The 22,982-nt window shown below is 72.5% G+C and carries 22 protein-coding genes; 6 read left to right on the top strand and 16 right to left on the bottom strand.

Annotation, left to right across the window (positions count from 1 at the left end):
* Positions 1 to 18: 18 nt before the first annotated feature.
* Genes RV983_RS05285 through RV983_RS05275 form a run of 3 tightly spaced genes read right to left on the bottom strand, consistent with a single transcriptional unit; the run spans position 19 to position 2,908 of the window.
* Positions 19 to 666, bottom strand: coding sequence for a LutC/YkgG family protein (locus tag RV983_RS05285; RefSeq protein ID WP_475984598.1), 648 nt, complete (start codon positions 664 to 666; stop codon positions 19 to 21).
* Entirely contained in the window at positions 663 to 2,147 is a 1,485-nt protein-coding gene (locus RV983_RS05280) for a LutB/LldF family L-lactate oxidation iron-sulfur protein (RefSeq protein WP_475984597.1), read from the bottom strand. Before RV983_RS05280 ends, RV983_RS05285 begins: the two co-directional genes overlap by 4 nt.
* Positions 2,144 to 2,908: a (Fe-S)-binding protein gene (locus RV983_RS05275; RefSeq protein WP_475984596.1), complete on the bottom strand. Its 765-nt coding sequence runs from the start codon at positions 2,906 to 2,908 to the stop codon at positions 2,144 to 2,146. Before RV983_RS05275 ends, RV983_RS05280 begins: the two co-directional genes overlap by 4 nt.
* A 192-nt stretch (positions 2,909 to 3,100) precedes the next feature.
* On the opposite strand from RV983_RS05275, the gene RV983_RS05270 reads away from it, so the two are divergent.
* Both RV983_RS05270 and RV983_RS05265 read left to right on the top strand, forming a co-directional pair.
* Entirely contained in the window at positions 3,101 to 3,421 is a 321-nt protein-coding gene (locus RV983_RS05270; RefSeq protein ID WP_475984595.1) for an L-rhamnose mutarotase, read from the top strand.
* 314 nt (positions 3,422 to 3,735) lie between these two features.
* Entirely contained in the window at positions 3,736 to 4,758 is a 1,023-nt protein-coding gene (locus RV983_RS05265) for a LacI family DNA-binding transcriptional regulator (RefSeq protein WP_475990226.1), read from the top strand.
* A 10-nt stretch (positions 4,759 to 4,768) separates the two neighbouring features.
* Here RV983_RS05265 and RV983_RS05260 read toward each other — a convergent pair whose 3' ends face one another.
* Both RV983_RS05260 and RV983_RS05255 read right to left on the bottom strand, forming a co-directional pair.
* Entirely contained in the window at positions 4,769 to 5,872 is a 1,104-nt protein-coding gene (locus tag RV983_RS05260; RefSeq protein WP_475990225.1) for an NAD(P)-binding domain-containing protein, read from the bottom strand.
* 20 nt (positions 5,873 to 5,892) lie between these two features.
* Positions 5,893 to 6,351: a hypothetical protein gene (locus RV983_RS05255; RefSeq protein ID WP_475984594.1), complete on the bottom strand. Its 459-nt coding sequence runs from the start codon at positions 6,349 to 6,351 to the stop codon at positions 5,893 to 5,895.
* Between the two features lie 431 nt (positions 6,352 to 6,782).
* On the opposite strand from RV983_RS05255, the gene RV983_RS05250 reads away from it, so the two are divergent.
* Positions 6,783 to 7,205 carry a YjbQ family protein gene (locus RV983_RS05250; protein WP_475984593.1) on the top strand — a complete coding sequence of 141 codons (423 nt, stop codon included), beginning with the start codon at positions 6,783 to 6,785 and terminating at the stop codon, positions 7,203 to 7,205.
* A 46-nt stretch (positions 7,206 to 7,251) separates the two neighbouring features.
* Here RV983_RS05250 and RV983_RS05245 read toward each other — a convergent pair whose 3' ends face one another.
* The 9 genes from RV983_RS05245 to RV983_RS05205 all read right to left on the bottom strand — a co-directional run bounded on the left by RV983_RS05245 (position 7,252) and on the right by RV983_RS05205 (position 16,168).
* Positions 7,252 to 8,001: a DUF4232 domain-containing protein gene (locus tag RV983_RS05245; RefSeq protein ID WP_475984592.1), complete on the bottom strand. Its 750-nt coding sequence runs from the start codon at positions 7,999 to 8,001 to the stop codon at positions 7,252 to 7,254.
* A gap of 86 nt (positions 8,002 to 8,087) precedes the next feature.
* Complete coding sequence (locus RV983_RS05240) at positions 8,088 to 9,317, bottom strand: cytochrome P450 (protein WP_475984591.1); 1,230 nt, start codon at positions 9,315 to 9,317, stop codon at positions 8,088 to 8,090.
* Entirely contained in the window at positions 9,314 to 10,717 is a 1,404-nt protein-coding gene (locus RV983_RS05235; RefSeq protein ID WP_475984590.1) for an NAD(P)/FAD-dependent oxidoreductase, read from the bottom strand. Before RV983_RS05235 ends, RV983_RS05240 begins: the two co-directional genes overlap by 4 nt.
* Positions 10,710 to 10,934, bottom strand: coding sequence for a ferredoxin (locus RV983_RS05230; RefSeq protein WP_475984589.1), 225 nt, complete (start codon positions 10,932 to 10,934; stop codon positions 10,710 to 10,712). The genes RV983_RS05235 and RV983_RS05230 overlap by 8 nt, the downstream gene beginning before the upstream one ends.
* Positions 10,935 to 11,266: 332 nt before the next feature.
* Positions 11,267 to 11,938 carry an HAD family hydrolase gene (locus RV983_RS05225; protein WP_475984588.1) on the bottom strand — a complete coding sequence of 224 codons (672 nt, stop codon included), beginning with the start codon at positions 11,936 to 11,938 and terminating at the stop codon, positions 11,267 to 11,269.
* Between the two features lie 24 nt (positions 11,939 to 11,962).
* Complete coding sequence (locus RV983_RS05220; protein WP_475984587.1) at positions 11,963 to 12,448, bottom strand: Lrp/AsnC family transcriptional regulator; 486 nt, start codon at positions 12,446 to 12,448, stop codon at positions 11,963 to 11,965.
* A gap of 9 nt (positions 12,449 to 12,457) precedes the next feature.
* On the bottom strand, positions 12,458 to 14,665 hold the full coding sequence (locus tag RV983_RS05215; RefSeq protein ID WP_475984586.1) for a xanthine dehydrogenase family protein molybdopterin-binding subunit: 2,208 nt from the start codon (positions 14,663 to 14,665) through the stop codon (positions 12,458 to 12,460).
* On the bottom strand, positions 14,662 to 15,651 hold the full coding sequence (locus RV983_RS05210; RefSeq protein WP_475984585.1) for an FAD binding domain-containing protein: 990 nt from the start codon (positions 15,649 to 15,651) through the stop codon (positions 14,662 to 14,664). The genes RV983_RS05215 and RV983_RS05210 overlap by 4 nt, the downstream gene beginning before the upstream one ends.
* A complete protein-coding gene (locus RV983_RS05205) occupies positions 15,638 to 16,168 on the bottom strand; it encodes a (2Fe-2S)-binding protein (protein WP_475984584.1) in 531 nt (176 codons plus the stop codon). The genes RV983_RS05210 and RV983_RS05205 overlap by 14 nt, the downstream gene beginning before the upstream one ends.
* Before the next feature lie 370 nt (positions 16,169 to 16,538).
* Here RV983_RS05205 and RV983_RS05200 point away from each other — a divergent pair, with 370 nt between their 5' ends.
* The 3 genes from RV983_RS05200 (at position 16,539) to RV983_RS05190 (ending at position 20,712) form a co-directional block, all read left to right on the top strand.
* Positions 16,539 to 18,035: an FUSC family protein gene (locus RV983_RS05200; RefSeq protein WP_475984583.1), complete on the top strand. Its 1,497-nt coding sequence runs from the start codon at positions 16,539 to 16,541 to the stop codon at positions 18,033 to 18,035.
* A 316-nt stretch (positions 18,036 to 18,351) separates the two neighbouring features.
* Positions 18,352 to 19,596, top strand: a complete 1,245-nt coding sequence (locus RV983_RS05195; protein WP_475984582.1) for a nitric oxide synthase oxygenase — start codon at positions 18,352 to 18,354, stop codon at positions 19,594 to 19,596.
* Positions 19,597 to 19,674: 78 nt separating this feature from the next.
* Complete coding sequence (locus RV983_RS05190) at positions 19,675 to 20,712, top strand: lactonase family protein (protein ID WP_475984581.1); 1,038 nt, start codon at positions 19,675 to 19,677, stop codon at positions 20,710 to 20,712.
* 115 nt (positions 20,713 to 20,827) lie between these two features.
* On the opposite strand, the gene RV983_RS05185 is transcribed toward RV983_RS05190, so the two are convergent.
* Positions 20,828 to 21,703: a sirohydrochlorin chelatase gene (locus RV983_RS05185; protein ID WP_475984580.1), complete on the bottom strand. Its 876-nt coding sequence runs from the start codon at positions 21,701 to 21,703 to the stop codon at positions 20,828 to 20,830.
* Between the two features lie 127 nt (positions 21,704 to 21,830).
* The gene (locus RV983_RS05180) at positions 21,831 to 22,667 is read right to left on the bottom strand and encodes an LURP-one-related family protein (protein ID WP_475984579.1); all 837 of its coding nucleotides are present in this window, start codon (positions 22,665 to 22,667) and stop codon (positions 21,831 to 21,833) included.
* Positions 22,668 to 22,982 lie beyond the last annotated feature (315 nt).

The following is a 22,982-nucleotide window of genomic DNA, read 5'->3' as shown; positions in this document are numbered from 1 at the left end:
CGCAGGACTGCAGGACGGTCACGGCGTGACGAGCACGACCTCCAGGGTGCGCGGGCCGTGCACACCCTCCACCCGGTCCAGCTCGATGTCGCTCGTCGCCGAGGGCCCGGAGATCCACGTCAGCGGACGGGCCGGGTCCAGCCGCTCCAGGGCCTGCGGCACCGAATCGACGACCTGCTCCGGCACCCGCACCACCACCACATGGTGGTCCGGGACCAGCGTGATCCTGCGCCGCCCCTGGTCCGGCCCGGCGTCCAGCACGATGGTGCCCGTCTCGGCGATCGCCACGGCGCAGCCGGTGACGACGCTGTCGACGGCATCGAGCTCGTACGCGGTCAACGCAACCGTGTCCGCGACCTGTTCGACGTCCTTCGCCTCGGCGAGCCAGCCGTCGGGCAGCCCGGGGGGCACCACCACGCTGCGCGCCCCGCGGGCGGACAGCAGGGCCGCGAGAAGCAAGGGCAACTCGCCTGCGGTCGTACGGTGCACGATGGCGCGGTAGTCGGCGAGGTTCCCGGCGAGCAGATCCGCGCTCTGCGCGGGGTTGCGTTCGCCGTGCACGCGCAGATAGCCGGGTTCGGCCGGCCCCCCGCCCGGCGCCTCCTCGCGCGGCACGTCGGCCAGGGCGCGGCGGATGCGGCCCAGGATCTGTTCGCGGGTGCTCACTTGCTGCCCTCCGAGCCCTCGGTGCCCCGGGTGCGCCGCCACCAGTCGCGGAAGGACTCCGCCGGTACGGCCGGGATGTCACGTGTGTCCGTCCAGGCGCGGCCGGGGCCCGGCAGCCTGCGCGGGTGCAGGCCGCGTGTGCGTGACGCCAGCCGCTGTCCGGCGCGCAGCGCCCCGGGATGGTCAAGCGTCCAGCGCGCCGCGCGCATCGCGGCACGCTCCGCGGCGTGCCCCTTGGCGGGCTTCAGGACGGCCTTGCTGCCGCCGCGCGTCACCTCGCCGCCCTGGACGACCCGCTCGCGCAGGTGGACCAGCACCTCGGGGATGTCGATGGCGACCGGGCACACCTCGTAGCAGGCGCCGCAGAGGGACGAGGCGTAGGGGAGCGAGGCGTCCAGCGCGGTGTCCGTGCCGCGCAGCTGCGGGGTCAGGATGGCCCCGATCGGGCCGGGGTAGGCAGAACCGTAGGCGTGGCCGCCGGCCCGTTCGTACACCGGGCAGACGTTGAGGCACGCCGAGCAGCGGATGCAGCGCAGTGCCTGGCGGCCGACCTCGTCCGCCAGGGTGTCGCTGCGCCCGTTGTCGACCAGCACCAGGTGGAAGGCGCGGGGACCGTCCTCGTCGGTCGTGCCCGTCCAGGTGCTGGTGTAGGGGTTCATGCGCTCGGCGGTGGAGGAACGCGGCAGCAACTGGAGGAAGACCTCCAGGTCCTGCCAGGCCGGCAGCACCTTCTCGATGCCGACCACAGAGATCAGCGTCTCGGGCAGGGTCAGGCACATCCGGCCGTTGCCCTCGGACTCCACCACGACCAGCGTCCCGGTCTCGGCGATCATGAAGTTGGCACCCGAGATGCCCACTTTGGCGCGCAGGAACTTCTCCCGCAGGTGCAGGCGGGCCGCCTCTGCCAGTTCGGCCGGGGTGTCGGTCAGGTCCTCGGGCGCGGGGCGGCCCCAGCGCGCCATCGCGCTGTTGAAGATGTCGCGGATCTCGGTGCGGTTGCGGTGGATCGCCGGCACCAGGATGTGGCTGGGCAGGTCGTCGCCGAGCTGCACGATGAGTTCGGCCAGGTCCGTCTCGTAGGCGGTGATCCCGGCCCCGGCGAGGGCCTCGTTGAGCCCGATCTCCTGCGTCGCCATCGACTTGACCTTGACGACCTCGGTCTCGCCGGTGGCCTGGACCAGTTCCGTCACGATCCGGTTGGCCTCGTCGGCGTCGGCGGCCCAGTGCACGGTGCCCCCGGCGGCGGTGACCGTCCGCTCCATGCGCTCCAAGTAGTGGTCGAGGTGGCGCAGGACGTCGTCCTTGATGCGCTTGCCCGCCGCGCGCAACTGCTGCCAGTCGGAGAGTTCGGCCACCGCCTTGGCGCGCTTGTCGCGGATGGTGTGCGTGGCGTGCCGCAGATTGCCGCGCAGGGTCTCGTCGTGCACGGCCTTCTCGGCGGCCACCGGGAAGGCGGGCATGCCCAGATAGGTGCCGCTCATCGGATGCCTCCGTAGGGACGGTCCTCGGTGGAGGCCAGGATCTCGGCGAGGTGGACCGGACGCACCGTGGAGCCGAGCCGCGCCAGGGTGCCGCCGATGTGCATCAGGCACGAGTTGTCGACGGTGCACACGGCCGCCGCGCCGGTGCCGGTGATGTGGCCGGCCTTGTCGGCGCCCATGGCGGCGGAGACGGCGGCGTTCTTCACGGCGAAGGTGCCGCCGAAGCCGCAGCACTCCTCGGCGCCCGGCAGTTCCGCCAGTTCCAGGCCCTTGACGTGGTTCAGCAGCTCCAGGGGGCGGCGGCCCAGTCCGAGCATGCGCAGGCCGTGACAGGTCGGATGATAGGTGACCTTGTGCGGGAAGTAGGCCCCTACATCGGTCACCTTGAGGACATCGGTGAGGAACTCGGTGAGTTCGTACGTGCGCGGCACGACCGACCCGGCGATCGCGGCCAGTTCGCCGCCGCGTCCCTCGGCGCGGGCCCGATCGCCCATGCGGGGGTAGTTGTCCCGCACCATGGCAGCGCAGGAGCCGGAGGGGGTGACGATGTGGTCGTACCCCTCGAAGGCGCGTGCGTAGCGCCTCATCAGCGGTTCGGTCTCGTGCCGGTAGCCGGTGTTGAACTGCGGCTGGCCGCAGCAGGTCTGGGCGGCGGGGAAGTCCACGGTCACCCCCAGCCGCTCCAGCAGCGTGACGACCGCCTTGCCCGTCTCCGGGTACAGCGTGTCGTTCACGCAGGTCACGAAGAGCGCTACGCGCATCTGGCCTCCTCCCGGTCCATGCGGCCGCCCGCAGGCTCCTCATACTGCCGCAGCTGCCGATCGCTGTGAAGCAGAGATCGGATGTCTGCGCGTGCGGGCGCAGCACATTGACGAGCCATATCGGGGTGTCCTAACGTCCCTGGCATCTCATTGAAACCTTTCATATCAGATTCGGGAAGGCCGGGACCGAGCGTGGAGCGTGTCTGTTTTCTCTTGAAGGTCCGTGCGGACCGGCTGACGGAGTACAAGGAGCGGCACGCCTTCGTGTGGCCCGAGATGCGCGAGGCGCTGTCCGCCACCGGCTGGCACAACTACTCCCTCTTCCTCCGGGAGGACGGGCTGCTCGTGGGCTACCTGGAGACGGAGGACTTCGCGGCCGCGCAGGCGGCCATGGCGCGGACGGACGTCAACGCGCGCTGGCAGGCGGAGATGGGGGAGTTCTTCGAGGCGCTGGACGGCGCCCGACCCGACGAGGCGATGCGGCCCCTGACCGAGGTCTTCCATCTGGCGTGAGAGGGTGCCGGGGCTCCGCTCGCCCAGTGGGCCGTCCGCCGTCACGAACGGCGTCAGGACACGGGCGGCAGGGCGGCGCGTAACCCCGGCGACAGGTGTCCGACCACGGTGGGCGCCGATATCGTCACCTGTTTTCTCCCGGAAGGCCCTGGCCTTCAGGCCGATCGTGCAAGCGCTGGCGGACCGCCGGTCCCCAGCCAACGTGAGCCAGGAATCCCCGCCCGTCAGGGCGGGGAGGATGTCAAACATGCGTAGCATGAATCCGCGACCCGCGGCGGGTCGCGGAAGGCGGTAGGGCGGAACCCGTGACACGCATGGTGGGGATCAAGGATGTCGCTCGGCATGCGGGCGTCTCGGTCGGCACGGTGTCGAACGTCATCAACCGGCCCGACATGGTCTCCGAGGACACGCGTGCGCGTGTGCTGTCGGTCATCGAGCAACTCGGCTATGTCCGCAGTGAGTCGGCACGCCAGCTGCGGGCCGGGCACAGCCGCATCATCGCACTGCTCGTCCTGGACATGGCCAACCCCTTCTTCGTGGACGTCGCCTCCGGCGCGGAGCGCGCCGCGCGGGAGACCGGGCTCGGGGTGATGCTCTGCAACAGCGCGGAGAGCCCGGCGGAGGAGTCCGAGTACCTGGGACTGTTCGCGGAGCAGCGGGTCCGCGGGGTGCTCGTGACGCCCGCGGACACCACCGGCCGGAACATCGAGTCGTTCCGGCGGCACGGCATCCCCTTCGTGTTCGTGGACCGTGTGGTGCCGAGCGCGGAGGCGTGCTCGGTGTCCGTCGACGACATCGAGGGCGGCCGGCTGGCCGTCGACCACCTCATCGAGCGCGGCCACGAGCGCATCGTCTACGTGAGCGGCCCGATGCACCTGGCCCAGTGTCAGGACCGGCGTACAGGCGCCTTGGCGGCGCTCACCGCGGCGGGGCTGCCGGAGGACGCGCTCGCGCACATCGAGGCCGACCGGCTCGACGTCGCCTCCGGGCGGGACGCGGGCGCGCGGCTGCTGGGCATGGCGAAGCGGCCCACGGCGGTCTTCTGCGCGAACGACCTACTGGCGCTCGGCGTGCTCCAGGCGCTGTACGCGGCGGGGATCGCCGTGCCCGAGGAGATCGCGCTGGTCGGGTACGACGACATCGAGTTCGCCGCCGCGGCCGCGGTGCCGCTGACCTCCGTGCGGCAGCCCGCGTACCGGATGGGCCGGGCGGCCGCCGACCTGCTCATAGAGGAGACCGGCGACCTCGCCGAGGAGCACGAGCACCGGCGCATCGTCTTCCAGCCGGAGTTGGTGGTCCGCGGCTCCACGCTGGGCAAAGGGCGCGCGGGTCGCTGACCCGGGCGGATCAGCCCGCGACGGCCACCTCGGCGGCGCCCGCGCGCAGATGTGCCCGGATCTCCCGGACGGCACTGCGGCCCGCGCGGTTGGCGCCGATGGTGCTCGCGGAGGGGCCGTAGCCGACGAGGTGGACGCGCGGGTCGACGGCCGCCTGGGTGAGCCCTTGGAGGCGGATGCCGCCGCCCGGCTCGCGCAGGTGCAGCGGGGCCAGGTGGTCCAGTGCCGCCCGGAAGCCCGTGGCCCACAAGATGGCGTCGGCCCGTTCATGGTGTCCGTCGGCCCAGGTGACGCCGTCCGGTGTGACACGGTCGAACATGGGGTGCCGCGCGAGGATGCCGCGCTCCTGGGCGCGTTGCATCGCCTCTGTCATGGGCAGCCCGGTCACGCTGACGACGCTCTGCGGCGGCAGGCCCTGCTTGACGCGGTCCTCGACGAGCGCGACGGCCGCTCGGCCCTGCTCCTCGCCGAAAGGGCCGGAATGGAAGACCGGCGGCCGCCGGGTGACCCAGGTCGTGGCGGCCGCGCCGCCCGGCTCCCGGAGTTCCATCAGCAGCTGCACCGCGGAGGTCCCGCCGCCGACCACGATCACGTGCTCGCCGGCGAACTCCTCGCGGCCGCGGTAGCCGGCGGTGTGCAGCTGGCGCCCGCGGAAGGTCTCCTGGCCCAGGTAGCGGGGAACGAAGGGCCGGTCCCAGGTGCCCGTGGCGTTGATCAGGGCACGGGTGGACCAGATGCCGGCGTCGGTCTCGACCAGGAGCCGGCCGTCGCCCGCATCCCGTACCGCCGAGACGTCGACCGGGCGGTGGACGCGGAGGTCGAAGGTGCGCTCGTAGCGGTCGAAGTACTCCGCGACGACCTCCGAGGAGGGCCGCCCGGGATCGGCGCCCTCGAGTTCCATTCCGGGCAGGGAGTGCACGCCGTGCGCCCTGCCGTAGGTGAGGGTGGGCCAGCGGAACTGCCAGGCGCCGCCCGGCCCGGGGGAGTGGTCCAGGACCACGAAGTCCTGGTCCGGGAGCATGCCCGAGTGGCGCAGGAAGTACGCCCCCGACAGCCCGGCCTGACCGGCGCCGATGACGGCTACTTCGACGCGCCTGACGTCGGTGGCGTCCATATCGTTCACGCTTCCACCAACTACGACGGCGTCGGGAAGCTTCCCGACGCCGTCTCGCGCCGCAGCCGCGCCACCCGCGCCGCCGCCTCCTCCAGCCGGGACAGGGGCAGGTCACCGTCGGCCACGGCGCGTGCGGCGGCGGTGCGGATGGCGTCCTGGACGCCCGCGTCGCAGCCGGGGCCCAGCTGGAGCAGGTCGACACCGGAGAGCCACGCCAGCACGGCGGCGCCCGGCACGCCCCACCCCTCGACGACCTCCGCGGTGTCCAGCGGCTCGCTGATCACGACGGCGCCGTGCCCGGCCTCGTCGCGGAGCAGCTCCGTCACCACGGGACCGCCGCTGAGCGCCGCGGGGACGCCTATGGTGACCGCGGCCGCCCGCTCAAGGCCGCGCCGGAGCCACTCCGGTGGCCGCCGAGTGCGCGGGACGGGCAGCAGGCAGGCGTCGACGAGGGCGGCGATGCGGCGCGGTGCGTACACGTGGGTTCCCCTTCGGCGCACGGATGGGCAACGGGACACTATCCCGGTTCGGGGAAGTGGTCCAGACCAATAGGGTACGGCTGCCGCGTGAGCGGCAGTACCCGGCCATCGTCGCGGGCACTCCCGGCAGGGGATTCGCGGGCGGCCGCTCCGATGGCGCCCGCGCGCCGCGAGGTCGGGCAGCCACCCCTCCCGGGCCTTCACGTCCTCCATGTGCGGGTTCCCCGGTGAGGACGGCGACCGGGGCGATGTCCCGGCCCGCCGTGCGACTCCGGGGCCCGGCCCAGGGATTCGGCGGGATCTCGAGCACATCGCGCGAACCACTGTGCGGCGCAGGCGTCCTGTGCCGTTCGGGCGGTGCGGGGAGCGTCAACGGCGCCCCGACCCGCCCTCGGAACGCACTTCCGCGCCGCCTGCGCCACCATGGACGCATGGCCGACGCTTTCACCACCCGCATCATCGACGTGACCACCGGCGGCATGGAGACCGTCCACGATCTGACCGCCGCCTGCGCCCAGTTCCTCCGGGAGGTGGCACCCGGCCGGGACGGGCTGCTCAATGTGTTCGTCCCGCATGCCACCGCAGGTGTCGCGGTCATCGAGACCGGTTCCGGCAGCGACGACGACCTGCTCGCGGTGCTCCACGACCTCCTCCCGGCCGACGACCGCTGGCGGCACCGCCACGGCAGCCCCGGCCACGGCCGCGACCATGTGCTGCCCGCGCTCGTCCCACCGCACGCGACCCTCCCCGTGGTCGGTGGCTCGCTGGAACTCGGCACCTGGCAGTCCGTGGTGCTGGTGGACACGAACCGGGACAACCCCGACCGCCAGGTGCGGTTGAGCTTCCTGGGATGAGTACGGCCGCCGGTAGCGGTGGCCGGAACCGCTGTCTTCCCGTGCGTCAGCCGGAGACGCCGAACGGTGTGATCGCGATCTTCCCCCGGCAGGGGGAGATGTCGAGGGGCGTGAGGGTCAGCGGCGAGGAGTCGCCGGGGACGAAGACGTGTGCGCCGTGCGGCGGGTCGTAGTAGTCCTCGCCGTTGCAGACCGTCTGGGTCGTGGACTTCCAGACGACGCTGAACGTGGTGCTCTGCCCGGACGCGAGGTCGACGGCCGCCGGGCGGCCGGGCCCGTAGCGTGTCACCGTCAGCGGGCGAGGTGAGTTGGCGTCGACGAGCTCGCCGCACCCCGTCGCGATGGAACCGACCATGCAGGTCATGACGATGTTCTCGCCGTAGAAGGTGATGCCCGGCCAGCCGCGCAGCAGGCAGGCGGCCCCGGAGCGGTTGCGCAGCAGTATGTCGATCGCGATCTCACCGGGCTCGCCCAGGACGGCCTTGCGCGGCATGTTCCCGGACAGGATCAGATCGCCCGCGGCGCAGTCCGGTTCGGCATGCGCGGCGTGGTCATCGCCCTGGGCGCCCAGGGTCGACGCGGCCTCCCGCGGTGGTGAAGGCACGGGAGGCGCCGCGTGCCGCTCGGGGTCTCCCGTGGAGGTGCCGGGGGCCACCGCGGTCGCGCTCGCGGTGGCCGCGTACGGCTGCGGCGCCGAGACGGGGTCGATATCGGGCGGGGTGACCGTGCAGCCCGCGGCAACGGCCGCCAGCAGCAGGCCGGCGGCAAGGGCCGCGGCGCCCCTGGCATTTCTCACTGCGGACACGATAGGGCCGCCGGCCTGCGGCCGGATCCGTCCCGGGAGCGGTTCCGACGATCTTCATCGAGCGTTCACCGGTGCACTCAGGCACGCACCCCGTCGCACTCGATCCGCAGGTGGCGCGGGCCGCGCAGCACCGGGCTGGGCCGGTACGGCGGCGGGTCCTCGGCGAGACGGGGGTTGTCCAGCCGGCGGATCATCGCGGTGAGCGCGATCTGCGTCTCCAGGCGGGCCAGCGGCGCGCCGAAGCAGCTGTGGATGCCGCTGCCGAAGCCGAAGTGCTGGTTGTCGGTGCGAGCCGGGTCGAAGTGGTCGGGATCGGTGAAACGGCCCGGGTCCCGGTTGCCCGCGGCAAGGACGAGGATCAGCGGCGAGCCCTTGGGCACCGTGACGCCCGCGATCTCGATGTCGGTCAGCGGCGTGCGCTGCGGCAGCATGTGCACCGGCGGCTCGAAGCGCAGCAGCTCCTCCACTGCCGTCGGCATCAACTCCGGTTCCCGGCGGAGCCGTTCCATGGCCTCCGGGTAGCGCAGCAGCGTGAGCATGCCGTTGGTGATGAGATTGACGGTGGTCTCGTGACCCGCGATGAAGAGCAGCACCATGCTGCCGATGAGCTCGATCGGCGCCATCTGCCCGTCCGGGCCGTTGTCGTGGATCAGGCCGGACATCAGGTCCTCGGTGGGGCTGGCGCGGCGCTCCTCCAGCAGCCCCGCCATGTAGACGCCCATCTCGGTGATGGCTTCCTTGCGGGCCTGTTCGTCGTCCTCGCTGAAGGTGCTGCCGCGGGTGCGCACCCCGGTGGAGGACACGATGCGGTCCGCCCAGGCGCGGAACCGGTGCTCGTCCTCGCGCGGCACGCCCAGCAGCCGGCAGATGACGCTGACCGGCAGCGGGTAGGCGAAGTCCTCGACGATGTCGATGCGGTTCTGCCCCTCCATGGAGTTGAGCAGCCCCTCGGTCACCCGCGCGATCTCGTCGTGCAGACCCGCGATCCGGTCCGGGGTGTGCGGCGGCCCGAAAGGGCGCATGGCCTGACGGCGCACCCGGTCGTGGTCCGGCGGGTCCATCCGGATGAAGGACGGCGGCTGCCCCTCGGCCTGGGCGGCCTGCGGGTCGCCGGGCAGACGGTGGCTCAGGTCGGAGCTGATGCGCGGGTCGTGCAGCAGCGCCTTGATCTCGCGGTACGTGCTGACCAGGTACGCGCCGTCGTCCTGGCGTGCCACAGGGGTGCGGCGCAACTCCGCGTAGAGCGGGTACGGGTCGGCCCGGTTGGCGAAGTCGTTGATCCGCTTCAGCATCGTCTCGTTGGTCATGCGCGGGCCTCCAGGACGGTCGGGGGGACGCGGACCACGCGGCGCTCGTCCGGCAGGTGCCCGGTGACCGCGACCGTGGGGCCGTGCGAGAGCTGGGACGGATCGGGCACGTCGGCGGCCTGCACCAGGACCTCGTCCGGCCGGTCGAAGGTGCCGGGGTCGGGCGGGAAGGGGGCGGCGGCCTCGATCAGGGTGCAGTAGTAGTCCAGCCAGCGGCTCTGGTTGAAGGAGACCGCGGCGGTGATGCGGCCCCGGTACCCGTAGACGGCGACGAAGGAACGCTGGTCCACCGACCCCTGGACGATCGCGACCTCGTCGGCGAACGACGGCACCCCGACCGACTTGATGTTCACCCCGAACTGGCTGGACCAGAAGGCCGGGACCGCCAGGTGCGGGCGGCGCCGGGGGCCGCAGTTGACCATGTTGTGCGCCGCCACCTCGGCCTGCGCCACCGCGTTGCCCCAGTGCTCCAGGGCCAGCAACTGGTACTCGTACAGCGGGTGGGGGGTACGCGCCACATCGCCGGCCACGAACACGTCGTCGGTCACGACCCCGTTGATGTCGAACGCCCGGCAGCCCGCGTCGCTCGCGAGTCCCCGCGGCCCGGCTCCGAGACCGGAGTCGTGCAGCCACTCGGTGTTGCGGACCGCGCCCAGCGCCACGACCGCCACGTCGCAGTCGAGGGTCGAGCCGTCCGACAGGCGCGCCGATCGCAGCCGGCCGCCGTCGTCCCCCACCAGCTCGGTGACCGTGACCCCGCACCGCAGGTCGACGCCGTGCTCGCGCTGCAGGTCCGCGGCGACGGCGGCGATCACGCCGCCGAGCGCCCCGACCAGGGGCGCGGGCCCGCGTTCGGCCACCGTCACCTGGAGACCGCGTTCACGGCACACCGAGGCGATCTCCGAGCCGGTGAAGCCGGCGCCGATCACCAGCACCCGGCGCGGCCCGGCGTCCAGACGTCCTACCAGCTGCCGGGCGTCCTCCATGGTGCGCAGCGTGAACACCCCCTCCAGGGACGCCTGCGCGGCGTCCGGCCAGGGCCTGGCGCGGACGCCCGTCGCGATCAGCACGCGGTCGTACTCCACATGGCTGCCGTCGCGCAGCAGCACCCGCCGGGCGGCCAGGTCCAGGCCGGTGGCAGGCACACCGAGGCGCCAGTGGGCGTCCACCTCGCGCCGGGCGGGCAGCGCGGCGTGCTCGGGGGGCATGCGGCCGAGGAGCACCGCCTTGGACATCGGCGGGCGGTCGTAGGGCCGTTCGGTCTCCTCGCCGATGATGGTCAGCGATCCGCTGAAGCCCTCGTCGCGCAGGACCTCGGCGGCCCGCAGCCCGGCGAGCGAGGCGCCGACGATCACGATGCGCTCCGGCGCCGCGGGCCAGTCCGTCCGCTGGTCAGTCATGGGAACCCACCCCCGCGGCCACCGGGGCCGGCCCTTCGACGAGGATCGCCTGAACGGGGCAGGCGGCCGCGGCGCGGGACACACGGTCGTACTCCTCGTCCGAGGCGCCGGCGTCGTAGAGCAGCGCCTCCTCGCCGTGGAGCTCGAACACGTCGGGCGCGAGGAACGCGCACTGCGCGTATCCCTGGCACCGGTTGAGGTCGACGACAATCTTCACCGTTCCGCCTCCTCCTGCTGCGGGCCGTGGCGGGCGGGGACGGCGACGGGCGGGGTCCCCACACCACGAATAAGGCCGGCGGACCGCACGCGCCATTCGAGCGGCGGCGCGTGCCGGCGACGGCGCGCCGCTCGGGGCCCGCGTCCACGACGAGCCGGAGCCGATCGCGCTCGCCGCGTGCCGCTGGGCAACCGAGTTCCGACGCCGCAGGGCTGCCCCCGCATGCCGTTGAGGATCGCCTCGGCCAGGGCCGGCCTGCCGTCGGGCTCCTCGGCGAACCGGCCGCCGCCCGAGGCACCCGCCGTCATGGTGCGGGGCGCCCGGCTACGTGCTCACGAGGTCAGCCAGGCGTGCACGACGCGCGCGTCGAAGGCGTGCTGCCCGCCGCGGACCAGCAGTCCCGCCGTCGCGAAGGCGGGGTCGTCCACCTGCGCCGGCAGGTAGGGGACCGCGATGCACCGCATGCCCGCGCGGTGCGCCGCCTCCGCCCCGGGCGGGGCGTCCTCGACGACGACGCAGTCGGCCGGGTCGACCCCGAGGCGCGCCGCCGCCTCCAGGAACACGTCGGGCTTCGGCTTGCCGTGCGCGACCTCCTCCGCCGAGACGACGGTGGTCAGCACCGAGCCCAGCCCGGTGCCGGCCAGCACCGCCCGGATCGCCTCCCGCGAGGACCCCGAGGCGACCGCCATCGGGTGACCCTCGGCGTGCAGGAGATCGACGAACGCGCGCATCCCGGGGAAGACATGGGTCGCCTCGCGTGCCAGCCGCAGGTAGAGCCGGTTCTTCGCGTCCAGCAGTTCCTGGACGGAGGCGCTGAGCCGGTACTCGGCGCGCAGGGTCTCCAGCGTCTCGCGGGTGCCGATGCCGATGAAGCGCGCGTGCTGGTCCCAGGTGAAGTCGTCGACCCCGTGGGTGGCCAGCAGCCGGCGGCCGGCCTCGAAATAGTTGGGCTCGCTGTCGACCAGCGTGCCGTCCAGGTCGAAGATCACCGCGGGGAGTGTCATACCTCCAGCATGCCAAGCCCGCGATCAGGGCGTACGGGCGGCCGCCGCCCTGCCGACCTCCTCGACCAGGGGGAGCATGCGCTGCGGTACCCGCTCCCGCAGCGCCACTTCGGTGCGTGTGCGGACGACGCCGGGCAGCTGGATCAGCCGCTGGATGACGCCCTCCAGGTGCGCGGCGTCGCGTGCCACGACACGCGTCAGCAGGTCGCCGCCACCGGTGATGGAGAAGGCCTCGATGATCTCGGGCACGGCGGCCAGCGCCTTGCCGGTGTCGTCCAGATGTCCCTGGGTCACCTCCAGGTGCACGAAGGCCAGCACGCGGTACCCCAGGGCCTCGGGTGACAGGCGCGGACGGTAGTCCGTGATCACCCCGTCCCGTTCCATCCGGTCCAGCCGGGCCTGCAGCGTGCCGCGCGCCACCCCCAGGATGCGGGCACACTCGCGCACACTGGTGCGCGGCCGCTCCAGCAGCAGCACCAGGATGCGGGCGTCCAGCTCGTCGGCGGGCACGGGCCGGCCTCAGAGCAGGGCGTCGAGCGTGATCGGCAGTCGGTTGAAGCGCTTTCCGGTGGCATGGAAGACGGCGTTGGCGATCGCTGCCGCGATGCCGACCAGGCCGACCTCGCCTATACCCTTGGTGCCGGTCGCGGTGCCGCGGTCGGGCTCGCCGACGAACACCACGTCCAGCTCCGGGATGTCGGCGTTCACGGCGACCAGGTAGTCGGCGAACGTGCCGTTGGCGATGCGGCCGGTGCGCGGGTCCGTGACGGTGTCCTCGAACAGGGCCATGCCGATGCCGCCGACCGTCCCGCCGATGATCTGGCTCCTGGCCGTCTTCGCGTTCAGGATGCGGCCGCCGTCGATCGCGGACACCACGCGCGCCACCCGGACGAGGCCGAGGTCGGCGTCGACCCGGACCTCCGCGAACTTCGCGCCGTAGGCGCCGGCCGGGGACATGCCCAGCTCCTCCGCGACGGGCGGGGTACTGCTCCCGGTCGCCGTGAGCTGGGGCAGCCCGTGCCGGGCGAGGATGTCGATGTACGACTCCCCGCGGTCCGGCCGGCCGGCGAGGAAGACCCGGCCGTCGCCGCACTCCACGGCGTCCGGGTTCACGCCCTTCAGGGGCGACTCGGCGTCCTCGCGGGCGAGTTCCGCGAACGAGCGCAGCAGCCGCCGGCAGGCGTCGTGCACCGCGTTGCCGAGCGCTCCGGTCAGGCCGGAGCCGCCCGCCATCATCGAGTCGGGCATGTCGGAGTCGCCGAGGTCGAAGCGGACCTTCTCCAGGGGCAGTCCCAGTTCCTCGGCGGACAGCTGGGCCATCACGGTGTACGTGCCGGTGCCGATGTCGGTCGCCGCGCTGCGCACGAAGGCGCTGCCGTCGCGGTTGACGGTCGCCTCGGCCATGCACGGGGTGGCGAAGTACGGGAACATCGCGCTGGCCATGCCGTAGCCGATGAGCCAGTTCCCGTCGCGCATGGAGCGCGGCTCGGGATTCCGTTCGGACCAGCCGAAGCGCTGCGCGCCGGCCTCGTAGCACTCCAGGATCGCCTTGCCGGACCAGGGCAGCCCGTTGCGCGGGTCGACGGCGGTGTGGTTGCGCACCCGCAGCTCCACGGGGTCCATGCCCAGGGTGTACGCCAGTTCGTCGAGGGCCGACTCCATCGCGAAGTTGCCCTGGGCCTCGGCCGGGGCGCGCATGGACGTCGGCGCGCAGATGTTCATCCTGGCCTGCCGGTCCTGGGTGATCACGTTGGGACACCGGTAGGCGGAGGCGGTTCCGTGGGTGAAGGGCTCAAAGTCGTTGTCCTCCATGCTCAAGGAGGTCAGGCTGCGGTGGTCCAGGGCGACCAGATCGCCGTCGCGTGTCGCGCCGAGGCTGAGCCACTGCACGCCATGGGGGCGGTGCCCGACGGAGGTGAACATCTGCGGCCGGGTCAGGACCAGTTTGACCGGGCGCTTGAGCACGCGGGCGGCCATGGCGGTGAGGACGACGTGCGGCCATGCGCGCAGCCCGGCGCCGAAGCCCCCGCCGACATAGGGCACCAGGACCCGTACCGAGCTCTCGGGAATGCCGAAGACCATGGCGAGGGTCGTACGCACCATGGAGGGCCACTGGCTCGTGTCGTGGACGGTGAGGGTGTCGCCCTCCCACGAGGCCAGCGTGGCGAACAGCCCGAGCGGGTTGTTGGTGTTGTCCGGGGTGGTGTACGTGGCCCGCACGACCACCTCGGCGCTCTCCAGGGCCGCGGCGGTGTCGCCGCGCGAGGTGTCCATCCCCCATGGGTCGGTCACCAGCTCGGCGCGGGGGTCCTGGAGGTCGAGCAACGGCTCCGCTGCCTCGTAGTCGGCCCGCACCAGGCGCGCCGCCGCGGTGGCCTGTTCCGGGGTCTCGGCCACCACGAAGGCGATGTGCTGCCCCTGGTGGACGATCCGGTCGTTCCGCAGCGGGGCCGGCGGCGACGCGCCGAGCACCGTCACCGGTCCTGTCCCGACCTCGGGGGCGTTCTCGTGCGTGAGCACGCCGATCACCCCGGGGGCGGTCTCGGCCGCCTCGGTGTGCATGCGCACGATCCGGCCCGCGGCGATCGTGCTCTGCACCAGGGCGCCGTAGAGCTGCCCCGGGACGCTGAAGTCCATCGGGTAGGGGGCCGTGCCGGTGACCTTGCGCGGACCGTCGACCCGGTTGATGCCCGTACCGACCAGCGGCCTGCTCTCGACGGTGCTCATGCCGTCACTCCTGACACTGTCTGCAGTTCGCGGACGAGGGTGCGCCGGGCGAGCGGCACCTTGAACGCCGTGCCCGGGAGGGTCCAGGCGTCGCCCATCGTCGCCTCGGCCGCGTCCCGGAAGGCGGCCGTCGTGGCCGGCGCTCCGGTCAGCACGTGCTCGGCCTCGTAGGCCCGCCAGGGTTTCGACCCCACGCCGCCCAGCCCGACGCGGGCCTGGCGGATCGTGCCGCCGTCGAGGACCAGGAGCACCGCGGCCGAGGTGAGGGCGAACTCGTACGACATCCGGTCGCGCACCTTGAGGTAGCCCGACAGGGCGGCCGGTGGCGGCAGCGGGATCTCGATCTCGGTGATCAGCTCGGCGTGCTCCAGGACGTTCTCGCGCTCGGGGCTCTCGTCGGCGGTGAAGTAGAACTCCGTCAGCGGCACAGTGCGACGCTCCGACGGCCCCTGAATGTGTACGACCGCGTCGAGCGCCACCAGGGCGACGGCGAGGTCGGAGGCGTGCAGCGCGACGCACCGCTCGCTCGCTCCGAGCACGGCGTGCATACGCGCCGCGCCCTGCACCGCGGCGCAACCCGATCCCGGCGAGCGCTTGTTGCACTCGAAGACCCCGGAATCGCGGAAATACCGGCACCTTGTGCGCTGCAGCAGGTTGCCGCCGATGGTGGCCATGTTCCGCAACTGCACCGACGCGCCGAGCAACAGGGCCTCGCGCACCATGGGCAGCCGCTCGGCCACCGTGGCGTCGGCGGCCAGTTCCTCCATGGTGGCCAGCGCTCCTACGTGCAGGGTGTCGCCGCGGCGCTCGATTCCGTGCAGCGGGAGTCTGGTGATGTCGATCAGCCGCGGCGGCTCCAGGACCCCGTCCTTCATCAGGTCGAGCTGCGTCGTGCCGCCCGCCAGGCAGGACGCCGCCGGGTCGTCGGCCAGCATCCGGACCGCTTCCTGGGTGGCCGTGGCCCGCACGTACTCAAAGGTGCGCATCGTGACCTCCCTCGGACGCCGCCTCGCGTATCGCGGCGACGATGTTGGGATAGGCGCCGCAGCGGCACAGGTTGCCGCTCATGAACTCGCGGATCTCCTCGTCGGAGCCGGTCCGGCCCTCGGCCGTCAGCGCCACCGCGGACATGATCTGTCCCGGGGTGCAGAAGCCGCACTGGAAACCGTCGTGCTCCATGAAGGCCCGCTGCACCGGATGCGGCCCGTCGGCGCCGGAAAGGCCCTCGATGGTGGTGACGGCCCGGCCCTCCGCCTGAGCGGCGAGGGTCAGGCAGGCCAGCACCCTCCTGCCGTCCAGATGCACCGTGCACGCGCCGCAGGCGCCCTGGTCGCAGCCCTTCTTGGTGCCGACCAGTCCCAGCCGGTCCCGCAGGGCGTCCAGCAGCGTCACCCGGGTGTCCAGGCGCAGGGTGTACGACCGTCCGTTCACATCGAGCGTTACGACCCGCTCGATCATCGCGGGACGGTCGTCCACGTCCCGCTCGCTCGCCACGTCCCTCATCGCGTCCTCCTCCGGACGGGCCGGATACGACTCGAGCCCCTTCAGGGGCGGATCCGGTGAGTTGGTTCGTCAGGCGCCGTGAAAGGCGGGGACCAACCGTTAGGTCTCGATATGCCCGCCTTTATCGCCAATATACGCCGTATGGGTGTTCCGGCATGGACCACTGGCCCGGGGTCGAGCCGGCGGGCGCCCGATGCCGGTGGGCCAATGGCACAGGGAAACGGGCGCCGCTTGAGCCATGGACCCGGAGGATGCTTCGCTGGGGCGGACGATGGCGTTGCGGGAGACCGGTGTCCCCGCAGCGCCTTTGCCATGGACGGACGGTCGCACAGTGCGGACAGGGGGCGGGACGGCACCCGTGGTGAAGCGCATGTTCCACGCACCGGACCCGGGACGGGCACGGCTGCGCGCCGCCTGTCGGGCCGTGCTCGGCATCGGCTCGGGTGTCGCCTCGGTCGCGGCGGCGGGACTGCCGCTCCCCGCCGTGGTCGCCGGCGGCCTCGCGGCGCTGCTCGCGCTGTTCGTCGTGGCGGACCCGGGACCGGCCCGCCAGGCCGTGACGACCGCGCTCATGCCGCTCGCCGGCTTTCCCGTGCTCGCACTGGCCGCGTGCCTGCACGCCGTCCCCGGCGCCCGGGACGCGGCATTCCTGGCCGTCGTCTTCGCCGGGGTCTACGCCCGCCGCTGGGGGCCGCGTGGCCACGCCCTGGGCGTCTTCGCCTTCATGATGTTCTTCGTCGCCCAGTTCCTGCGCGCCGGTCCTGAGCTGCTGCCGGAGCTGTACGGGGCCGTGGGGCTCGGACTGGGCTGCGCCGCCGTCGTCCGCTTCGGCGTGTGGTGCTACGAGCGCGGTGCCGTCCCCGGCCCCGTGCACGCGCTGCCCCAGGAGCGCGGGCTGCGCCGTCCGACCACGCGGCAGGCCTTCCAGGTGCTGCTGGCGGCAGCGATCGCCGTGGCGGCCGGTCAGGCGCTGTCGCAGGACCGCTGGTACTGGGCGGTCGGCACCGCCTGGTGGATCTTCGTCAACACGGCGTCGCGCGGCGAGACGCTCGTCCGTGGCTTCCGCCGGGTGCTCGGTACCGTCGCGGGCATCGCGGGCGGCCTCATGATCGCGCCGCCCCTGCACGGCGCACCCGTGCCGACCGCCGTGCTGGTCGCCGTGTGCGTCTTCGGGATCTTCTGGACCGCACCGGTCTCGTACAGCTGGATGATGTTCTTCGTCACCGTCATGGCGGGGCTGCTCTACGGACTGCTCGGCATCCTTCACCCCGGGCTGCTCGCGCTCCGGCTGGGGGAGACCGCCGTCGGCGCCCTGGGCGCGGCCGTGGCGGTCCTGACGGTGCTGCCGATGACGACGCACGCGGCCACGGACGCGTGGATCCGGCGCGCGCTGCACGCCGTGCGCGACTTCACCGGCGAGGCCGCCCGGCACCTGGCCGGCGGCCCGGCCGACGACCTCGCCCGCCATGTCGCCGAACTGGACGCCCTGCTCGCGCGGGTGCGGCAGTCCGTGGCGCCGCTCGTCCATCCCCTCAGCCCCCTGCGGTCCCGCAAGGCGCGCGCCCGCGCCGTCCTCACCCTCCTGGACGAGTGCGCCCGTCAGGTCGGCGGTCTTGCCGCGGTCGTCGCCGACCCCCGTGCGTGCCACGACGAACGCCTCACCGCCGCTTGCCGGCGCGTCGAGACCGCCGTGCAACGTCTTCTGGTGCCGCCGTCATCCGTGTCCCCGCTCCCGGTCGCCTCCGGCGCCGGCGGCTCCCATCCGCACGCCGAGCGCGCCCTCGCCCATCTTCACGACCTCGAAGCGGCCCTGACCGGTCTGGCCGTCCCGCTCGGTGCCGAGCCGCGCACCACCGTCCCGGTCTGACCCGTCAGCCGCAGGCGTATCGACACGCACTGCTGTCGGTGGGTGACGCAAAGCAATCACCGGCGGCCCCACACATAGACAATCGGCGCGGTTTCGCGTCGTATTCACCCCCGGAAGACGGGATGGATCGTTCCGCCGACGCAGTAGACCGGTTCCATCTCGCGTCCGAATACGCGGGCCGTCACGGGACACGGCCCGGGTGGAACCGTCTTGGGGGGTACGTGGCGTGCTGAGGTTTCTGCGCCGTGCAGGAGGAACGAATCAGCGGACGTCGGCGGGGGCTGGCCGCGCCCCCGCCGATGTCCAGCACATACGCATGGAGGAACCGGAACCGGAACCGGTGACGAGGTGCCCGGCCGGGCACCCGGTGCCGCAGGAGGCGCCGGCCGCCGGGGAGTGGCCGGAGGCAGGGCAGGACCGGCAGGACCAGGCGGGCGAAGCGGAGAAGGAGCCCGGCATGCGGGCCCTGGCGGCTGACTTCGTGCGGCAGTTCCACACGGAGTTCCCCGCGGCGGGGGACCCGGGGCGCAGGCTGGCCGCGGTCCTCGCCGAGATCGAGGCGACGGGCACGTACCGGCACACGCGCGAGGAACTGGTCTTTGGCGCCCGCGTGGCCTGGCGCAACAACACCCGCTGCATCGGCCGGCTGTACTGGAACTCCCTTCAGGTGCGCGACCGCCGGCACGTCACGACCGCAGAAGGCGTCGCGCTGGAGGCCGTGGCCCATCTGCGGGCCGCCACCAACGGGGGCCGGATCCGCCCCGTCATCACCGTCCTCGCCCCCGACACCCCGGAGCGGCAGGGCCCGCGGATCTGGAACGAGCAGCTGATCCGCTACGCGGGCCACCGCGCGCCGGACGGCACCGTGGTCGGCGATCCGGTCAACACCGGTATCACCGAGGCGGCCGTGCGCCTCGGCTGGTCGGGCGGCGCCGGTACGCCCTTCGACGTACTGCCGCTCATCGTCCAGGGGGCCGGGGGCGGGCAGCCGCGCTGCTTCCGGCTGCCGGACGAGGCCGTGCTCGAGGTCCCGATCGTCCACCCGGAGTTCGACTGGCTCGCCGAGTGGGGGCTGCGCTGGCACGCCGTCCCGGCGATCTCCTGCATGTGCCTGGAGATCGGCGGGGTCTGTTATCCCGCCGCACCTTTCAACGGCTGGTACATGGGCACCGAGATCGGTGCCCGCAACTTCGCCGACACCGACCGCTACGACCTGCTCCCGCGCGTCGCCGAGGCGCTCGGCCTGGACACGGCCCAGGACCGCACGCTCTGGCGCGATCGCGCCCTGGTCGAGCTGAACCGCGCGGTCCTGCACTCCTTCGACCGCGCGGGCGCCACCGTCACCGATCACCACACCGAGTCCCGCCGCTTCCTCGCCCACATCGACCGCGAGGAGCGCAGGGGCCGTACCGTGCCCGCCGACTGGTCGTGGATCGTGCCGCCGATGTCGGGCTCGGCGACCGGGGTGTTCCACCGCTACTACGAGACCGGGGAACGGACCCCGGCGTACGTCCACCATCCGCAGGCGCTCGCCCTCGCCCGCGGCGAAACGATGGTGTGACGGGGGCAGCGGGAGCGGATTCCGGCCACTGCGTTACTCTCAGCCGCCGTACGTACAACCAGTGGAAGAGGTACGGCAGTGGCCGGGCACGTTTACATCGGGTCGTTCACCTCGGCGGGCGGCAAGGGGCTGACCACCGCGGCCGTCGACCCCGACTCGGGTGCGCTGACGGCGCTGCATGCCGACGCCGCGGTGGACGACCCGTCCTTCCTCGTCCTCTCGCAGGACCGCACGCGCCTCTACACGGTGGCCGAGCACCCGCAGAACGGCGGCGCGGCCGCGTTCTCGCTGAGCGACCCCTCGCGCCCCGAACTCCTCGGCGCCGCTGTCCCGGTGAACGGCGGCTCACCCACCCATCTGTGCCTGCACCAGGGACATCTGCTGACCGCCAACTACGGCAGCGGCACGATCAGCGTGCTGCCCGTCGACGGCGAGGGGAGGCTCGGCGCGACCCGGCACGTGATGGAGCACGAGGGCGACGGCCCCGACCCGGACCGGCAGACCGGCCCGCACGCGCACATGGTGCTGCCGGACCCGGCCGGCCGCTGGGTGCTGACCGTGGACCTCGGCACCGACTCGGTGCGGGTGTGCGAACTCGACGCCGCCACGGGCGAGCTGGAGATCGAGCGGGAGATGGGCCTGCGGTCCGGCAGCGGCCCGCGTCATCTGACCTTCCACCCGCGCGGCGACCGCGCCTACATCATGAACGAGCTGGCCTCGGTCGTGACCGTCTGTCACTGGGACGCCGAGGTGGGACGACTGAAGCCGGTCGCCGAGGTCTCTGTGCTGCCCGAGGACGCGACGGGCCCCAACTACCCCTCCGAGCTGGTCGTCTCGCCCGACGGACGGTTCGCGTGGGCCGCCAACCGGGGTCACAACAGCATCGCCGTGCTCTCCGTCGACGCCGAAGGCGACACGCTCGAGCTGCTGGAGACGGTGGACTGCGGGGGCGACTGGCCCCGCCACCTGACCCTCGACCCGGCGGGCACGAGGCTGTACGCCGCCAACGAGCGCTCGGGCGATGTCAGCTGGTTCGACGTGGACCCGGCCACCGGCACGCCCGAGCTCGCCGGCTCGCTGGCCGTTCCCGCGGCCTCCTGCGTCGTGTTCGGCTGACGCTCTCTCGGCTTTCCGCACCACGAACAACGGCGTGGTGGTGCCGCCCCGGACCTCCGGGACGGCACCACCACGCCGTCGTCGTACGCGTGCGTACGGTCGTGCGGGTGTGCCGTCAGGGCATCGGGACGCCCTCCGGCGACTGGGGAATGCCCAGGGCCGTCGTGTACTTGGCCACCACGAGCCTGCCGATCGCCGGGTACGGGCCGAGCGCATCGGCGGTCGAGCAGCCGGCCTCCTTGCCCGCGTCGTGCAGCACCTCGGGGGCGACCTCCGGGCCGACCACGTACGGCGCCAGGGCCAGGGTCAGCGAGCCGGAGGAACGCAGCTGGTCGGCGGCCTCGGCGATCGAGCCCTCGATGTCCAGCGCGGCGGGCAGCACCGGCACGGCGAGCCGCGCGGCCAGCAGCAGACCGGTCACACCGGCGGCCTGGACCGCCTCCTCGCCGCCCACGGTGGCCAGGATGATGCCGTCGGCCGCCGTGGCGACCGTGAACAGGCGGGCACGGTCGGCACGCGCGAGACCGGCCTCCGACAGCCGCACGTGCAGCGCCTCGGCGAGCAGCGGGTGCGGGCCCAGCACATCGGTGACCTCGGCCGCGGAGCGGCTGTCCATCACGGCCTGCCGCAGTCGGCGCATCACCGACGCCTCGGGCCCGGCCAGCAGCGGCACCACGATCGCCGCGGGGGAGTCGTCACCGCGCTCGGCGGCCGCCTGGGTCAGCACGGACTCCAGCGAGGGGTACTCCTCGCCGTCACCGTCGACGTAACCGACACGGGGGTCGAGACCGGCCAGCTCGATGCGCGCGATGCTGACGATCTCCTCAGCCAGGCTGCGTATCGCGGGGGAAGGCGTACCGGGCACGGCAAGGACCAGCACGGGGGCGCCCTCGGGCGTGGTCAGCGTTTCCGGTCGGCGGTGCCGCCCGGGCTGGCGGGGGCGCGGCATTCGAACGGGCAGGCCGGGTGCGGGGCCTTCGGCAGTGCTCATGGCGAGGCATGCTAGTGCCTTTGCGTGCGCTGTTGTTCGGGCGGGTCCTTCCCAGGGGTTACCTGTCCGGTTCTGTCCCGGTACGGTGCCGGGTCCACGAGGCCCGGCACCGTACCGCGAGCGCCGGTCAGCCCAGTCCGCGCGAGTCCTGCTTCAGGGCGGTGTCGACGGTGAGCGCCGAGGCGACGACCATGCTGAGCAGCGGTTCCTCCAGTCGGCGGTGGATCTGCAGCACGTAGTTGTCGGCCGTCGTGAACATCGTCTTCGCCAGGCCCTCCCACGTCTTGGTGATACGGGCCACCTCGGTCCCGGCGTGGTCGACGATCGCGAAGTTCCAGGCCCGCCAGTTCTCCGCCTTGATGGCGCCGATCTTCTGGCCGTTCACCTCGAACGCGAAGTTGATCTTGCCGATCGCGTTCTGCTGGACTATCTCACCGAGCGTCGTGCCGTCCGGGCGCTGAACGACGACCTTCGACTTGATGAACTTCGCGGGCCGGGTGAGCAGCAACTGCGGCTGCCCGTGGGCGTCGCGCACCTCCAGGCGGACCGACAGGAACTGGTCCACGCTGGAGACGAAGCGCAGCACCTTGCGCGCGGTGCTCTGGCCGACCTGGCTCACCGAGCCGATGTGGCCGCCGTTCTGGTCGAACACGCTGTACTCGTTGTTCAGCTCGATGAGCTTGGCCTTCTGGTTCACCACGAGGACCGGCTCGCTGAACAGCGTGCCACCGCCCGCGGCTCCCGGCGCGAGGCCCGCCTGCTGCTGCACCTGCCGCTGGATGCGCGAGGGATCGTGGCCGCCGTCGACGCCCAGCTCCCAGGGGTTCTCCTTGGTGGGCGCCGGGGGCTGCTGGCCCGCGTGCGTGTGCTCCGTCCACTGGGATCCGTCCCAGTAGCGCAGCAGATTCTGAGTGCCGTGCGGGTCCGTGTACCAGCCCGCCGGGGTGTTCGATTGCGTCGTCACCCGGGCAGAGTAACGGCTGTCACCGACAGGGCACTTGCCGGTGTCCGGCCCCCGCCACCCGGACGCGCCCCGGCGGCTCGCGGACGCGGTCCACATGGCCCACATCGACCAACCCGGTGCATGGCTGGCGGCCTTGGGGGCGTTCCTCGCGAAGAGTGACAGGACGTCCGGACTGTGGCGGGTGGGCCTCGAGCGGACGAGGATCCTGACGTCCCCTCACCCGTGCTGGAAACACAAGGGCACAGCCAGGGTTCATTGGCCGATCGTGAAGATGTAATGTGCACGATTCACTGGATCTCTCTCATCGGAACCGCA

This window comes from Streptomyces sp. RLA123 (assembly GCF_056270165.1).
The sequence above is the reverse complement of the archived record's forward strand: the minus strand, read 5'-3'. Positions and strand labels throughout refer to the sequence as shown.